The organism is Endobacterium cereale (assembly GCF_009617585.1).
Lineage (GTDB): Bacteria > Pseudomonadota > Alphaproteobacteria > Rhizobiales > Rhizobiaceae > Neorhizobium > Neorhizobium cereale.
In genome coordinates, this window is record NZ_WIXI01000046.1 from 243,330 (window position 1) to 259,609 (window position 16,280).

At 59.3% G+C, this 16,280-nt stretch carries 11 protein-coding genes; 5 read left to right on the forward strand and 6 right to left on the reverse strand.

All coding sequences use genetic code 11. The features are described from left to right. The first annotated feature begins 1 nt into the window (after window position 1). The 3 genes from thiP to GAO09_RS18285 all read left to right on the forward strand — a co-directional run bounded on the left by thiP (window position 2) and on the right by GAO09_RS18285 (window position 4,126). Complete coding sequence (gene thiP, locus GAO09_RS18275) at window positions 2–1,627, forward strand: thiamine/thiamine pyrophosphate ABC transporter permease ThiP (protein WP_153355618.1); 1,626 nt, start codon at window positions 2–4, stop codon at window positions 1,625–1,627. Continuing rightward, complete coding sequence (locus GAO09_RS18280; RefSeq protein ID WP_153355620.1) at window positions 1,624–2,343, forward strand: thiamine ABC transporter ATP-binding protein; 720 nt, start codon at window positions 1,624–1,626, stop codon at window positions 2,341–2,343. The genes thiP and GAO09_RS18280 overlap by 4 nt, the downstream gene beginning before the upstream one ends. A 259-nt stretch (window positions 2,344–2,602) precedes the next feature. Further along, window positions 2,603–4,126: a M48 family metalloprotease gene (locus GAO09_RS18285; protein WP_153355784.1), complete on the forward strand. Its 1,524-nt coding sequence runs from the start codon at window positions 2,603–2,605 to the stop codon at window positions 4,124–4,126. Between the two features lie 116 nt (window positions 4,127–4,242). Here the strand turns inward: GAO09_RS18285 and GAO09_RS18290 are convergent, their stop codons facing one another. The 5 genes from GAO09_RS18290 to GAO09_RS18310 all read right to left on the reverse strand — a co-directional run bounded on the left by GAO09_RS18290 (window position 4,243) and on the right by GAO09_RS18310 (window position 10,499). Continuing rightward, window positions 4,243–5,106 carry an RNA polymerase factor sigma-32 gene (locus tag GAO09_RS18290; RefSeq protein WP_153355622.1) on the reverse strand — a complete coding sequence of 288 codons (864 nt, stop codon included), beginning with the start codon at window positions 5,104–5,106 and terminating at the stop codon, window positions 4,243–4,245. Window positions 5,107–5,413: 307 nt separating this feature from the next. Continuing rightward, complete coding sequence (locus GAO09_RS18295; RefSeq protein WP_153355624.1) at window positions 5,414–5,986, reverse strand: CarD family transcriptional regulator; 573 nt, start codon at window positions 5,984–5,986, stop codon at window positions 5,414–5,416. Between the two features lie 417 nt (window positions 5,987–6,403). Continuing rightward, on the reverse strand, window positions 6,404–6,742 hold the full coding sequence (gene fdxA / locus GAO09_RS18300) for a ferredoxin FdxA (RefSeq protein ID WP_153355626.1): 339 nt from the start codon (window positions 6,740–6,742) through the stop codon (window positions 6,404–6,406). A 198-nt stretch (window positions 6,743–6,940) separates the two neighbouring features. Further along, window positions 6,941–7,366 carry an RNA-binding S4 domain-containing protein gene (locus tag GAO09_RS18305; RefSeq protein ID WP_153355628.1) on the reverse strand — a complete coding sequence of 142 codons (426 nt, stop codon included), beginning with the start codon at window positions 7,364–7,366 and terminating at the stop codon, window positions 6,941–6,943. A gap of 4 nt (window positions 7,367–7,370) precedes the next feature. Continuing rightward, window positions 7,371–10,499: a helicase-related protein gene (locus GAO09_RS18310; RefSeq protein WP_153355630.1), complete on the reverse strand. Its 3,129-nt coding sequence runs from the start codon at window positions 10,497–10,499 to the stop codon at window positions 7,371–7,373. A gap of 447 nt (window positions 10,500–10,946) precedes the next feature. Here GAO09_RS18310 and GAO09_RS18315 point away from each other — a divergent pair, with 447 nt between their 5' ends. Both GAO09_RS18315 and pyc read left to right on the forward strand, forming a co-directional pair. Further along, window positions 10,947–11,687: a helix-turn-helix transcriptional regulator gene (locus tag GAO09_RS18315; RefSeq protein ID WP_458773780.1), complete on the forward strand. Its 741-nt coding sequence runs from the start codon at window positions 10,947–10,949 to the stop codon at window positions 11,685–11,687. A gap of 105 nt (window positions 11,688–11,792) precedes the next feature. Next, complete coding sequence (gene pyc / locus GAO09_RS18320) at window positions 11,793–15,251, forward strand: pyruvate carboxylase (RefSeq protein WP_153355632.1); 3,459 nt, start codon at window positions 11,793–11,795, stop codon at window positions 15,249–15,251. A 27-nt stretch (window positions 15,252–15,278) separates the two neighbouring features. Here pyc and GAO09_RS18325 read toward each other — a convergent pair whose 3' ends face one another. Next, window positions 15,279–16,178 (reverse strand): DMT family transporter, encoded by a 900-nt coding sequence (locus GAO09_RS18325; RefSeq protein WP_153355634.1) that lies wholly within the window; start codon window positions 16,176–16,178, stop codon window positions 15,279–15,281. Between the last annotated feature and the right edge of the window lie 102 nt (window positions 16,179–16,280).

Genomic DNA, 16,280 nt, shown 5'->3' on the forward strand with positions numbered 1-16,280 from the left:
CATGCTGACAAGCGCTGAGCGACAACGCGGTTATGCCGGCGGCGGCGTGGTTTTCGCCGGCATCGTCCTGTTCATCGCTCTCGCCGTGTTTGCCCTTCTCTCCTTTGATAGTGGCGAGACCGACCGGCCGCTGTTCGACGCCTATGTCTGGCGCATCCTGCGTTTCACACTTTGGCAGGCGGGCCTCTCCACACTGCTGTCGCTGGCGCTGGCCCTGCCGGTGGCCTTGGCGCTTGCCCGTCAGCCAAAATTTCCCGGCCGCATCTGGATCATCCGGCTGATGGCCGTGCCGATGGGCCTGCCGGTGCTGATCGGCGCGCTTGGCCTGATCGGCATATGGGGTCGAACCGGCATTCTGAACTCGGCGCTTGCCGCAATCGGGCTGAGCGAGCCGATCAGCATTTATGGCTTGAGCGGCATTCTGATCGCGCACGTGTTCTTCAATCTCCCGCTGGCTTGCCGGCTTTTGCTGGCCGGGTTGGAGCGGCTGCCGCCGGATTATTGGCGGCTATCCGCCAGCCTCGGCCTGCCCGCTCTCTCCGTCTTCCGTTTCGTCGAATGGCCGGCGGTAAAACCTCTGCTCGCCGGTGTCGCCGGGCTGGTCTTCATGCTCTGCGCCACCAGTTTTACGCTGGTTCTGGTGCTGGGTGGCGGGCCGGCAGCGACCACGCTGGAAGTGGCCATCTACCAGTCGCTGCGTTTCGATTTCGATCCTGCACGGGCGATCTCGCTGGCGCTGCTGCAGATCGCGGTGACGGCAACCATACTGGCACTGATGGCACTGTTGCCGACACCAAGCGCTGACAGCACCGCAACCGGTCGTGCGGCACGACGCTTTGATGGCACCGGTTTTGGCGCGCGAGCCTGGGATAGGATCATCGTGGTCCTCGCTGTGCTTTTTCTCTGCCTCCCCTTAGCCTCCATCCTTTTGGCCGGGCTGAAAGCCGATTTCGCGCGACTATTGACCGCTCCCGTCTTTTGGAAAGCGGCATGGACGAGTTTGTGGATCGCATTCCTCGCCGGACTGATATCGCTGACAACATCCATCGCCATCATCAATGCCCGCGCCGCCATTACCGATGCCCGCAAACCCGGCCTCACGGCGCGCGGTTTTTCCGCCCTTCTCGCCAGCCTTTCGTCGCTCGTGCTGCTCGTGCCGCCGGTGGTGATCGGCACCGGCTGGTTCCTTCTGCTTCGGCCTTATGGAGACGTAGCGAGTTTTGCGCCGCTGCTCGTGGTGATGATCAACGCCATGACAGCCCTTCCCTTCGTCATACGCGTCCTGTCGCCTGCCTTTGCGACCCACCGACAGTACACAGCGCGGCAGACGGCCAATCTCGGCATTTTCGGTTTTTCCCGGCTACGGCTGATCGACCTGCCGGTTCTGACGGCGCCGCTCGCCACCGCCTTTTCTTTCGCCATGGCACTGTCGCTGGGTGATCTCGGGGCGGTCGCCCTGTTCGGATCGGAAGATCTCGTCACCCTGCCCTGGCTGGTCTATAGCCGTTTGGGCAGTTACCGTACGGCCGACGCCGACGGGTTTGCGCTGATTTTGGCCCTCCTGTGCCTCGGCCTGACGATTGCCGGCACGGTGGGACAACGCGGCAGGAAAGACGACGGATCATGACATCGAACCAACCATCCGGTATTCGATTGCAGAACGTCAGCCTGACGCTGGGCACGAAAAATTTCCGCTTCGACTGTGAATTGCCGGCCGGTGCGATCACGGCCATTACCGGCCCGTCCGGATCCGGTAAATCGACGCTTCTCAACCTTATTGCCGGTTTCGAAACGTCAGAGAGCGGCAGGGTGATAATTGGCGCCACCAATGTCACAGCGCTGCATCCTTCGCAGCGTCCCGTTTCGCTGGTGTTTCAGGATAATAATCTCTTTGCCCATCTCGACCTCGCCACCAATATCGGCCTCGGCATTCATCCTTCGCTAAAATTGTCCGCGCCCGACGGGAAACGCATTAGCACCGCTCTGGAGCGCGTGGGGCTTGCAGGATACGAAAAACGCAAACCTGGCACGTTGTCCGGCGGCGAACGGCAACGCGCCGCCTTTGCGCGTGCGCTGGTGCGGGAACGTCCCGTTTTGCTGCTCGATGAACCTTTTGCCGCACTCGATCCTGGCCTGCGGCAATCGATGGCAGCTCTATTGCTGGAGCTTCATCGCGAAACGAGGAATACGGTGGCTATCGTGACACACGATGCCGGCGAACTGCGCCAGCTGGCGGATCACGCACTCTTCATCGACCACGGCGAGATCACCTTGCAGGCGGAAATAGCGGTGTTTCTGATGCGTCGCGATGTGCCGGGCCTCACGGAATTCCTCGACTTGTGAAAAAGCGTCACCGGCCGTGCCACAATTTGGACGTGGGCTGATGCAAAGTCCGCTATCCGAACCATAACGGATTGATAATTACTTGCAAAAGCTGGGTTTCTTTCTATTTCCTTGGATATCGGTGCATGCGGCATCCAAAATCAGCTAAGTGGAATATGACGTTTGGCAGGTTTCATATGTTGGGTCATTATAAGGGCCCTGCAGAGAAGCTTGCCATAACAGGCTTGAGCAAATGACGGTTGGCAACGCGGCGAGAGAGATGACGGAAGGCTGGACCAGAAAAGCATGCAGTGACGCGCCCGCGACGACACCACGTCGCCTGCGGTCTGCCGCGCTATGTCTGCTGCTTGCCGGCGCCACGGCTCTTTCCAGCTGCCAGTCGATCCTCGACCAGACCTATCAGGCCAATGTCTCGCCATCGTCCAATCCGCAGATCGTCGATGAAGTGCAGAAGAACGATCCCCGCGCCCAGATGGGAGCACGCGAACATCCGCGCATCGTTGCAAGTTATGGCGGCGAATATCACGATGCCAAGACGGAACGTCTTGTTGCCCGCATTGCCGGTGCGCTGACGGCGGTTTCGGAAAACCCCAACCAGTCTTTCCGCATCACCATTCTGAATTCTCCGGCCATCAACGCCTTCGCCCTGCCCGGCGGTTATCTTTACGTGACCCGCGGCCTTCTGGCGCTCGCCAATGATGCCTCGGAAGTTGCGGCCGTGCTCTCGCACGAAATGGGCCACGTTACCGCCAATCATGGCATCGAGCGACAGAAACGCGAAGAAGCGGAAGTGATCGCCAGCCGGGTGGTGGCCGAAGTGCTCTCCAGCGATCTCGCCGGCAAAGCAGCGCTTGCCCGCGGCAAACTGAGGCTCGCAGCCTTCTCACGCCAGCAGGAGCTGCAGGCAGACGTGATCGGCGTGCGCATGCTGGGTGAAGCCGGTTACGACCCCTATGCATCGCCGCGTTTCCTCGATTCCATGGCGGCCTATGCGCGTTATTCGGCGGTCGATCCGGACAACGACCAGAGCCTCGACTTCCTGTCCAGCCATCCGAACGCGCCGCAACGTGTCGAATTGGCGCGCCAGCATGCCCGCAACTTTGGCCAGGAAGGCGCGGTTGGGGATCGTGGCCGCGACTATTACCTCGCCGGCATCGATGGACTGCTTTATGGCGACAGCCCCGAAGAAGGTTATGTCCGCAACGAGACATTCCTGCATGGCGGGCTCGGCATCCGTTTCGACGTGCCGGAAGGGTTTCGTATCGACAACAAGGTCGAAGCGGTACTGGCAACCGGCCCGAACGAAACTGCGATCCGTTTCGACGGCGTTGCCGCCGGTGATACCGGCAGCCTGACCAATTACATGACCAGCGGCTGGGTGGCCGGACTGCTGCCCGATACCGTTCGCGAAATCTCCGTCAACGGTCTGCCCGCGGCAACCGCTCGCGCCAGCGCCGAGCGCTGGGATTTCGACGTCACCGTCATCCGCATCGACAAGCAGATCTTTCGTTTCCTGACGGCCGTGCCGAAGGGCAGCGCCATTCTGCAGCCGACGGCGGATATACTGCGCCAGAGCTTTCGCCGTATGACCCCGCAGGAGATCGCCAGCCTGAAGCCGCTGCGCGTACGCGTGGTGACAGTGAGCGCCAACGACACCATCGCCAGCCTTGCGGCGCGGATGATGGGTACCGATCGCAAGCTCGACCTGTTCAAGCTGATCAACGCCATGCCCGCCAGCGCGACAGTATCGCCGGGACAGAAGGTCAAGATCATTTCCGAATAATCGGCTTTCCAAATAGCGGATACGAAAAAGCCTCCGAACATTCCGGTTCGGAGGCTTTTTCAATTGGCATGGCCGGACACGAACCGTGCCGGCTCAATTCCCAAAATTGCCGTCGCTCAGGACACGGCTGCCATCTGGGGGTTCATGGTCACCAGAGCCGATTTCAGCTTCTCGATGGCGCGGCTTTCGATCTGGCGCACGCGCTCCTTGGAAATACCGAGCTCCGCACCGAGGGCTTCAAGCGTCGCGCCTTCATCGGTGAGGCGACGGGCGCGAATGATCTTCTTTTCACGATCGTTGAGCTTGGTCAGTGCGCCTTGCAGCCATTTCATGCGGCGTTCGCCGTCGATCATGCCGGAAACCTGTTCGTCCGGAAGCGGCTCTGCGCTCTCCAACATGTCGAGACGTTCGCCACTGTCGGAATCGCCGGCAATCGAAGGTGCCTGCAGCGAGGCATCATTGCCGGAAAGGCGCGCATCCATGGTCTGCACATCGGCAACACTGACGCCTAGCGCCACTGCGATTTCCTCGTGAATGGCCTGGGCGGTGAGGTTGTTATCACCACGGGCAAGCTTTGCGCGCAGCCGGCGCAGATTGAAGAACAGCGCCTTCTGCGCGGAACTGGTACCGCCACGTACGATTGACCAGTTACGCAGGATGTAATCCTGCATCGATGCGCGGATCCACCAGCTGGCATAGGTGGAGAAACGAACATCGCGTGCAGGCTCAAACCTTGCCGCCGCCTCGAGAAGCCCTACATAGCCTTCTTGTACGAGGTCGCTCATGGGAAGTCCGAAGCCGCGAAACTTCGATGCCATCGCGATCACGAGACGCATATGGGCAAGCGCAATCTGGTTGCGAGCGTCCTGGTCCTGATCGTCCTTCCAGCGCACGGCGAGGTCTTTTTCCTCCTCCCGGGCCAAGTAAGGTGCCGACATGGCGATCTTGATCATATTACGGTCTGCGGACATGGCATTCATCACGGTCTCCTTGAAACAAGTTGATCCGGCAAAGACATCGCAATTCCACAGACCAAGACGTAAAGCATGGTTAAACCATTGAAATACGGCATTTCTGTCGTGAAATTGTGGTGTCGTTGCGCCCCTCGTTGCGTCGCTCGTCGTAAGGGATACGCAGCTTGCGCCATGTCCCCCGTGAGTGGAAAAACGTCCGGTCCCATCAGACATCAGAACGCCGTTCCGGCGGGGTAACGCTTAGAACCAGAAATGGTTCCAATAAAAAACCCGGCAAAGCCGGGTTTTTTAATTCAGGTCAATGCGGCCTCGATCAGGCCGCTTCTTCCTCTTGAGCGTCGTCTTCCTCGACCGACTTGCCACGCTTAGGACCCTTGGCAAGATTGGTCTCGATAAGACGGACAGCTTCCGTATCCGACATCTTGTTGACGGCGGCGAGTTCGCGCGCCATGCGATCGAGAGCAGCTTCATAAAGCTGACGCTCGGAATAGGACTGCTCCGGCTGGTTTTCAGCGCGATAAAGATCGCGAACAACTTCCGCAATCGAGATCAGGTCGCCGGAATTGATCTTCGCATCATATTCTTGAGCGCGACGCGACCACATGGTGCGCTTCACACGAGCCTTGCCCTGTACGACCTTCAATGCACGTTCGACGAAATCGGTTTCGGCGAGCTTGCGCATGCCGATGCTGACAGCCTTGGCGACCGGCACTTTGAGGCGCATCTTGTCCTTTTCGAAATCGATGACGAAAAGTTCGAGCTTCATGCCCGCAACTTCCTGCTCTTCGATTGTGGATATCGTGCCCACTCCATGCGCAGGATAGACAATGGATTCACCAGTCTTGAAGCCGTGGCGCGCTGAAGGTTTTTTCTGCTGGGTCGTCATTCTTACAATACACTCCCTGTTACGCTCCCGGCATTATGCCGGGGCCGGGTCAGTCAGGCCCGGATGAGACGGGGGAAACCGTCGGGTGACTCCATTACTGTGCCGCGCAAGCGCGTACGAAAAAAACAACAGGATCACAATTAGCGATCGACCCGGACTTATTCAAAACTCGCGGGATCGTGCGAAAGGGACGTGTTGTTTTCGTGATGTTTTTAGGGCACACGCATGCCGCTTTGTGGAACAGTATTGGTTGTCTACCACAAAAATAGGCGGAAATCAATGATTTGGTTTCGCCGTTGCGAAGAAACAACGCCCGAATCACTGCGCAAGGGTTAGGCAATGCCGAATGGCATTGTTTGCTTTCGTTGAAAAGGCCGTACCAGCGGCAGAAAAATTCACCGCCAAACTGCCTGTCAATTAGTCGCCGGAGCCTGGTTCAGCCGAGAAGAACTGCTCGAACTTGTCCGTCACGCCGTCCATTTCCTTGGCTTCCGGCATGGCATCACGCTTGATTGTGATATTCGGCCAGACCTGCGCATATTCGGCGTTTACCTTCAGCCACTTGTCGAGACCCGGCTCCGTATCGGGCTTGATCGCCTCCGCGGGACATTCCGGTTCGCAGACGCCGCAATCGATGCATTCGTCCGGATGGATGACGAGAAAGTTCTCACCCTCATAGAAGCAGTCTACCGGGCAGACTTCGACGCAGTCGGTATATTTGCAACGAATGCAGTTATCGGTCACGACGTACGTCATGAAGCACTCCAGATCAACACGTTGGTCAGGAACCCGGTTTCGGGAAAGGTCGAGCCCCCTGGGGCCGGACGAGGACAACGCGACCGCTGGAACGACAGAGGCGGGCTATCCGGCTGTTTCGAACGTCAGGTAAAGCCTTTGACGCCGCTTAGCAAGGATAAAGCTTTTCGAAAAATCGCCGCTTGGAGAAGGTTTGTTCTATTCGTCGCGCCAGTCGATGTCAGGTCCACCAACCTCGGGGAAAAGACGATCGGTCTCACGACGTTCCTTTTTGGTCGGGCGGCCGCTGCCTGGAATACGTTGCGCCTGATCGAAGGCGCTCAATCGCTCGGTTTCCTCGCGCGACGGCGTCTGGTCCTCGTAGAGCTCCCTGGCTTCCTCATAAGGCCCGCGACGTTCACCAGCAGCCTTGACGGTCAGGATGACGTCGCGACGCTCGAGAGAGAGTTCAACCTTGTCGCCGATCTTAACTTCGAAGCTCGGCTTGCGGATCGGCAGCCCGTTGACACGGACGTGGCCGGAATTGAGCAGTCCCTGGGCCAGGGACCGCGACTTCGCCATGCGCGTGAAGAAAAGCCACTTGTCGATGCGCTGACGCAAATCTCCAGATGGCTTTTCACTCATGGCGTCACTTCTTCAGCTGCTCCTTGAGAGCAGCCAGCTTTGCGAAGGGCGAATCCGGATCCAGCGGCTTTTCCTTGCGCGGAGGACGAGCCTCGAAACGGGCCGGCTGCTGCGACTTGTTACGGTCGTTGCGGTCATTACGATCCGGGCGGTCACCGCGCGGCGGACGATCGCCACCACGATTGTCGGGACGACGGTCGCCACGGCTCGGCTTGCCGCCATCGCGACCACGACCTTCCTGCTCGCCACGACCCTCATTGTTGCGGCCTTCACCGCCACGACGGTTGTCACGGCGCTGCTGGCCTTCGCCTGCAGCCTGGCCTTCGCCGCCACGGTTCTGCTGACCATGACCACGACGCTCGCCCTGCGGACGACCGCCACGCTGCTGTTCGCTGCGACCGCCACCCGGACGCCACAGGAGAACCGGCTTCGGCTCTTCAGCTTCGGCGGCAGGTGCTTCGGCTTCAGATACAGGCGCAGCTTCGGCTGGAGCGGCCTCGGCAGCAACTTCCGGCGAAGGCTCGGCAGCTTCCGCACCCGCGTCAACCGGAGTGGTTTCCGCGACAGGCTCTGCTGCGGTTTCGCTCGCAGATGCGTCTTCCGCAGCAACGGCCTCACCGGTTTCGCCGGCAGGCTCGGACACTGTTGCAGCCGGTGCACTGACAGCCTTGGCATCTTCACCGGCCAGGAACGCAGCAGCTTCTTCGGCCTTCACGGCATCGGCGCGGTAACCGAGACCTTTGAGGATTTCCTCCATGTCATCGGCGGTCGCGCCGAGAATGGAAAGCATTGCCGTCGTGGTGGTGAAGCGGCGGCCATCGTAGGCGCCTTCGGGACGCGGCTGACCCGGCTTCCACTGCAGCAGCGGACGGATGAGATCGGCAAGACGCTCGAGGATGTCGATACGCACGGCGCGCTTGCCAAGGAACCGGAAGCCGGCCAGACGATAGAACATCCGCTCGTAAGTTGCGTCGGCAACGACCGAGGTACGGCCAGCGGCCAGAGCCGGAATGAGTTCGCCGTAACCCGGCTTGTCGAGACCGTCGTTCTTCAACGACCAGAGAAGCGTGATCAGCTCGGCCGGAGCCGGCTTCAGCAGTGCGGGCATAAAGATGTGGTAGGCGCCGAAACGCACGCCGTAACGGCGCATCGAGGCACGGCCCTCCTGATCCAGCGACTTGACGTCGTCTGCGACGTCGCGGCGGAACAGCACACCGAGATTTTCGACGATCTGAAATGCCAGACCCTTGGCGATACCCTGCAGGTCTTCGGCGCGCGACAGATCGTCGAGCGGCTTCAGGACCGTGGCAATGTGATGATTGACGAAGCGTTCGATGCGGGCAGCCGCATGGTCACGGGCTCCACCGGTCAGCTGCTCGTCGGAGAGCAGGAGGACGCGCGGCCGCATGATATGGTCGCTTTCCGCAAGACGGGCCACCGGATCGCCGAGCCAACGGACAAAACCGTCCGAGCCAAGCGCAAGGTCACCGTTGCCGCTGGCGTAAAGACGCGCGGCACGAGCCTCGAATTCCAGAGCCAGCGCTTTTTGCGCAGCGGTCTGTACGGCCTTGGCATCCGGTCCTTCCGTCCCCGAGACGGCGGTAAACCGAAAACCGGCAAGTTGTCCGACGTGATGTCCTTCGACGAACACATCGCCATTTACACTAATTTCTGCTTCCAGCATCGCATTCTCTCTCAGGCGCTTCATGAGCACAGATGTCCTGCGATCAACAAAGCGTTTCGTCAACCTTTCATGTAGCGCGTCGGACAACCTATCCTCGATTTCCCGTGTCTTTTCTTGCCAGTGTGTCGGATGCGCCAACCAACCCGGGCGATTTGAAACATAGGTCCATGTCCTGATCTGGGCGATTCGCGCAGAAAGCGTGTCGATCTCGCCTTCGGTTCGGTCCGCCCTTTTCACCTGCTCGGCCATGAAATCTTCATTGACCGCGCCGTGTCGCACCAGATCGGAAAAAAGCGTCGAAATGAGGTCAGCGTGCTGCGCCGGAGCAATTCTGCGATAATCGGGAAGCGCACAGGCATCCCAGAGCGTTTCGACACGCTGAGGCGTCGTCGCCAGATCCTTGATCTCTGGGTACCGCGACAAGTAATCCAGCGCCTGACTGTCGGTTGCGGGCAAAGCACGCGTCAGCCCCTGAACGACGGGCGTCGCATCCAGGCTGTCACGCAGGTTTCTGAGCGACGAAAAATCGAGCTGCTTGGAGCGCCACTGCAAAACCTTGACGCTGTCGAACTGATGGCTTTCGATGCGCTCGACCAGTTCTTCGTCAAACGGCTGCACCTGACCGGTCACACCAAACGTGCCGTCGCGAAGGTGGCGACCGGCGCGACCGGCGATCTGCGCCATTTCCGATGGGTTCAAATTGCGGAACTGAAAACCGTCAAATTTACGATCCTGCGCAAAGGCGACATGGTCCACATCGAGGTTCAAGCCCATGCCGATCGCATCGGTCGCCACCAGATATTCGACATCGCCGGACTGGTAGAGCCCAACCTGGGCATTGCGGGTGCGCGGGCTGAGCGCACCGAGCACGACGGCGGCACCGCCGCGCTGGCGGCGGATCAGTTCCGCGATCGCGTAAACCTCCTCCGCCGAAAAGGCGACGATGGCGGTGCGCTGCGGCAGGCGGGTGATCTTTTTCTGACCGGAATAAAAAAGCTGGGACAGACGAGGCCGTTCGACCACGGTTATTCCGGGCAACAGTTTTTCGAGGATCGGCCGCATGGTGGCAGCACCAAGCAGCAGCGTTTCCTCACGTCCGCGCAGATGCAGGAGACGATCGGTGAAAATGTGGCCGCGTTCGAGATCGCCGGCGAGCTGCACCTCATCGATGGCGACGAAAGCTGCTTTGGTTTCGCGGGGCATCGCTTCGACGGTACAAACGGAAAAGCGCGCCATATGCGGCGTGATCTTTTCCTCACCTGTCACCAGCGCGACATTGTGATGTCCAACCTTTTCCACCAGCCGGCCATAAACCTCACGCGCCAAAAGGCGCAGCGGCAGTCCGATGACGCCGGATCCATGCGCCACCATGCGTTCAATCGCAAAATGCGTCTTGCCGGTATTGGTCGGTCCGAGAACCGCGGTGACACCGCGGCCGCTCAATATCATGGGCTGAACATTCAAGACAAAAGTCCGCACTAAAAATGATTTCGCCTGCGGTCAGGACCGTTGGCGGCTTCGCCACAGATGGCGATAGTGTCCGTTAAAGGCAAGTCGTTTCTCGCGATGACGTCGCAGGACCTCACCAACGCCGTTTCGGCGGCAGCTGAAAACTGAGTCTTTTCCGTCGGTTGGAACAGTGTGGGAACAAAAGGGCGACGAATCGCTGACGTTGACGATTCTGCTTTTGTTCCCAACACCGTAACCTTAATCGGATTTTGCAGTGGACATTGCGGGTATAAATACGATTGATGCTCTTATTTGAATGCTAGATTTCACGCTCTATCCTTTATGCATTGCTAAGAAACGACACTGACTATGAAATCATCAATTGGTCAGACAGACGGAAATGACTGAGAACAAGCGTGCCGATTTTTCCGTTGCCGGGGGGCGAGAGTGACTGTTCACTCGATTTTACAATTTTTGGTCTTGGCTCACGAGGCAAAAAACCAAACAGAACTGGCAGCAGAATTCGAGGCGGTGCTGAAAAGCTACGGTTTCAGCTATTACGGTGTCTGGATGAAATCCCGAACACTGGGCTATCTCGACAGCACTGTTTTATGGGGACGCTGGCCTGAAGGCTGGCAGGAAACCTATGCGGCCAAAAAATTCGGCATGGTCGATCCGACGATCCGGATGCTGGCGGTGGCGCAGCGGCCATTTCGCTGGCGCGAAGCCATTAGCATGTTTCGCAGCGACCCCAACCGCAAACGCATCCAGCGCATGATGCAGGATGCCAATCGCAGCGGCCTCAATGACGGCTATACGTTTCCGATCCATGGGCGGAACGGCCTTCTCGGCCATGTCAGCCTCGGCGGCCAGATCATCGATCTTTCTCCATCTGAAATGACGATGTTCGATGCCGCTGCCAAAAAGATGTTCTGGCGCATGCTGGAACTGAGTGGCCAGGCGTCGCATTTCGAGGCGATCAAATCGGTAGAAACAACGCTGACGCGTCGCGAAACGGAAGTGCTGCATCTGCTGGCCGAAGGCATGACCTCGCACGAAATCGCCAAGGCGCTGAGCATTTCGAACCACACCGTCGACTGGTATATCAATGCCATTCAGGAAAAGTTCGAGGCCAGCAACCGGCAACATGTGGTCGCCATCGCCTTTCGACTCGGTCTGGTTTCGTGAGATTGTCGCACACGCCCATTCCGCGATAGATTGGACTTGATCCGACCTGATATTAGTGCTCGTTTCGCGTTTGCAGCATATCGCAAGTACGAATGGGAGACAGTCTTGCCGATCTCGAAAATTCTTGTTGCCAACCGATCCGAAATTGCCATCCGCGTTTTTCGCGCGGCAAACGAGCTCGGGATCAAAACGGTCGCCATCTGGGCAGAAGAAGACAAACTCTCGCTGCACCGTTTCAAGGCGGACGAAAGTTATCAGGTCGGCCGCGGTCCACATCTGGAAAAAGACCTCGGCCCGATCGAGAGCTACCTGTCGATTTCGGAAGTGATCCGGGTGGCAAAGCTTTCCGGTGCCGATGCGATCCACCCCGGCTACGGTCTGCTTTCGGAAAGCCCGGAATTCGTCGACGCCTGTGATGCGGCTGGCATCATCTTCATCGGTCCGCGCCCCGATACGATGCGCCAACTCGGCAACAAGGTCGCCGCCCGCAATCTGGCCATCTCGGTCGGCGTGCCGGTCGTACCGGCCACCGATCCGCTGCCCGATGATCCGGCACAGGTCGCCAAAATGGCCGAAGAAATCGGTTATCCGGTGATGCTGAAAGCCTCATGGGGCGGCGGTGGACGCGGCATGCGCGCCATTCGTGACCCGAAAGATCTGGCAAGAGAAGTCGTAGAAGCCAAGCGCGAGGCAAAAGCCGCTTTCGGCAAGGACGAGGTCTATCTGGAAAAGCTGGTCGAAACTGCTCGCCACGTCGAAAGCCAGGTGCTGGGCGACACTCATGGCAATGTCGTGCATCTGTTCGAGCGCGATTGTTCCATTCAGCGTCGTAACCAGAAGGTCGTGGAGCGGGCACCCGCCCCTTACCTTTCCGAAGCACAGCGGGCCGAACTGGCCGGTTATTCGCTGAAGATTGCCAAGGCGACCAATTACATCGGCGCCGGCACGGTCGAATACCTCATGGATGCCGAGACCGGCAAATTCTACTTCATCGAGGTCAATCCGCGCATCCAGGTCGAGCATACGGTTACCGAGGTCGTGACCGGCATCGATATCGTCAAGGCGCAGATCCACATCCTCGAAGGGTTTGCCATCGGCACGCCGGAATCGGGCGTGCCGGCCCAGGAAAACATCCGCCTGAACGGTCATGCCCTGCAGTGCCGCATCACCACCGAAGACCCGGAGCAGAATTTTATTCCGGATTACGGCCGCATCACCGCTTATCGCTCGGCGGCCGGTTTCGGCATCCGTCTCGATGGTGGCACCGCTTATACCGGCGCGATCATCACTCGTTATTACGATCCGCTACTGGTGAAGGTAACGGCCTCCGGCTCATCGCCGCAGGAGGCGATCAGCCGCATGGACCGCGCATTGCGCGAATTCCGTATCCGCGGCGTCGCCACCAACCTGACGTTCCTTGAAGCTATCATCGGCCACGAAAAATTCCGCAACAACACCTACACGACGCGGTTCATCGACACGACGCCGGAACTGTTCGAGCAGGTCAAGCGCGCAGACCGCGCCACAAAACTTCTGACCTATCTGGCAGACGTGACCGTCAACGGTCACCCAGAAACGAAGGGACGGCCGGAGCCTTCGGTCAATGCCGCAAAGCCGGTGCTTCCCTATGTTGATGGCGCCATCCAGAGCGGCACCAAACAGAAGCTCGATGAGCTCGGCCCGAAAAAGTTTGCCGAGTGGGTGCGCGACCAAAACCGCGTGTTGATCACCGACACGACCATGCGTGACGGCCATCAATCGCTGCTGGCGACCCGTATGCGCACCCATGACATTGCCCGTGTTGCCGATGTGTACGCCCGCGCGCTGCCAAATCTGTTTTCGCTGGAATGCTGGGGCGGCGCGACCTTCGACGTGTCCATGCGGTTCCTCACCGAAGACCCGTGGGAGCGCCTGTCGCTGATACGTGACGGCGCGCCGAACCTGCTTTTGCAGATGCTTCTGCGCGGCGCCAACGGTGTCGGTTACAAGAACTATCCCGACAATGTCGTGAAATATTTCGTGCGGCAGGCAGCCAAGGGCGGCATCGATCTTTTCCGCGTGTTCGATTGCCTGAACTGGGTCGACAACATGCGCGTATCGATGGATGCGGTGCAGGAGGAGAACAAGCTCTGCGAGGCGGCGATCTGCTATACCGGCGATCTGACCAATGCGGCCCGCCCGAAATACGACCTCAAATATTATGTCGCGCTGGCGCAGGAACTGGAAAAGGCCGGCGCCCATATCATCGCGCTCAAGGATATGGCCGGCCTCTTGAAGCCGGCGGCCGCCAAAATCCTGTTCAAGGCGCTACGTGAAGCAACCTCGCTGCCGATCCATTTCCACACGCATGATACGTCCGGCATTTCAGCCGCCACCGTGCTGGCCGCCGTGGAAGCCGGTGTCGACGTGGTGGATGCGGCCATGGATGCGCTGTCGGGCAACACCTCGCAGCCCTGCCTCGGTTCGATCGTCGAAGCGCTTTCCGGCACCGAGCGTGATCCGGGCCTCGATCCCGAATGGATCCGAAAAATCTCGTTCTACTGGGAAGCGGTACGCGGCCAGTACGCCGCGTTCGAAAGCGATCTGAAGGGTCCGGCTTCGGAAGTCTATCTGCACGAAATGCCGGGCGGCCAGTTCACCAACCTCAAGGAACAGGCGCGCTCGCTGGGTCTCGAAACCAAGTGGCACAAGGTCGCCCAGACCTATGCCGACGTGAACCAGATGTTCGGCGATATCGTCAAGGTCACGCCGTCCTCCAAGGTGGTCGGCGACATGGCGCTGATGATGGTGAGCCAGGACCTCACCGTTGCCGACGTCGAAAACCCGGCCAAGGATATCGCCTTCCCGGATTCGGTCGTTGCCATGCTGAAGGGTGACCTCGGCCAGCCTCCGGGCGGATGGCCGGAAGCCATCCAGAAAAAGGCATTGAAGGGCGAAAAACCGTTTACCGACGTGCCCGGCTCGCTTCTCGCACCAGCCGATCTGGACAAGGAACGCAAGGACATCGAGACCAAGCTGGAACGCAAGGTCGACGATTTCGAATTCGCGTCATACCTGATGTATCCAAAAGTCTTCACCGACTTCGCGCTGGCCTCGGACACCTATGGTCCGGTCTCCGTCCTGCCGACCCATGCCTATTTCTACGGCATGGCCGATGGCGAGGAATTGCTGGCCGATATCGAGAAGGGCAAGACGCTGGTCATCGTCAATCAGGCGACCAGCGCGCCGGATGCGCAAGGCATGGTGACGGCGTTTTTCGAACTGAACGGCCAGCCGCGCCGCATCAAGGTGCCGGACCGTAACCGCACGTCGGCCAGCGCCGTGCGCCGCAAGGCCGAGGCCGGCAATGCCGCCCACCTCGGCGCGCCGATGCCGGGTGTCGTCTCGACAGTGGCCGTTTCTGCCGGCCAGACGGTGCAGGCTGGCGACGTGTTGCTCTCCATCGAGGCAATGAAGATGGAAACCGCACTACATGCGGAAAAGGACGGCACGATCGCCGAAGTGCTGGTGAAAGCCGGCGACCAGATCGACGCCAAGGATCTGCTGATTGTTTACGGCGGTTGATTGACGAATACCGGGCGCCTGAAAAACTCAGGCGTCCGTTGCCTCATCCGGCTTGCCGAGGCGATAACGCCGTGCCGCCAACCGCTCGGACGATACGATGAGCAGGCCGGCGCAAAAAATCAGCAGGGCACCATAGGCCACGTTGCTGGCCGGGATGTCCTGCCAGATGACGTAACCGAGCACGAAAGCCCAGATCAGCGACGAATATTCAAACGGCGCCAGCACCGAGACCGGCGCGCGCCGCATCGCTTCGAACAGCGCCGCCTGCGCCGTGCCACCGAGCAGTCCGACCAGCAACAGAAGTACGCCGCCTGAAAGATCGACCGGCTTCCAGTGATAGATCGCCATGACGCAGGTCATCAGCACAAAAAATGCGTTGGTCAGCGTCATCTGCACCAGCGTCGATTCACTCATCGCCGTCTTACGCAGCAGCACGCTTGCGCCCGCCCAGAGGATAGCAGCCAGAAGCGCCAGACCAACCGGTATCGAGATGGTCAGCCCCACGGGATTGGCAGCAATCAACACGCCGACGAAACCGAGAATGATCGCGGCCCAACGCACAGGCGGTACTTTTTCATGCAGGATCGGGATGGCCAGCAGCGTCGCGACGACTGGAGCGGCATAATAGATGGTAGTCAGTTCGGCGAGCTGCAGCGATTTCGCCGCCGTGTAATAGGCGAACCACGCGCCCAGCAGAAACAGGCTGCGCACCGCCATCGGCTTCATCACCGGCGTGCGGATGACCCGCCCGACAAACCCGCGCCCACCGATGATCAGGCAGGCGATCAGGATCGTCATGCTGCGGAAAAACAGGATCTGCCAGACACTGACATCGGCCACCAGAAGCTTGACCACCGCATCGTGCAGCGTGAACACGAAATAGGACAGGCTGACGAAAAGAATGCCGCTGGCTGTGCTGGATTTCAAAGGATTACGCCCGGTGGCGCCTCGCATGGTTGCAGGCTCTGCGCTTTAGGGTATTTCAGAAGGAATGCAATCGGGATTCTGCTTCGCCCGAAAAAGCTGTTT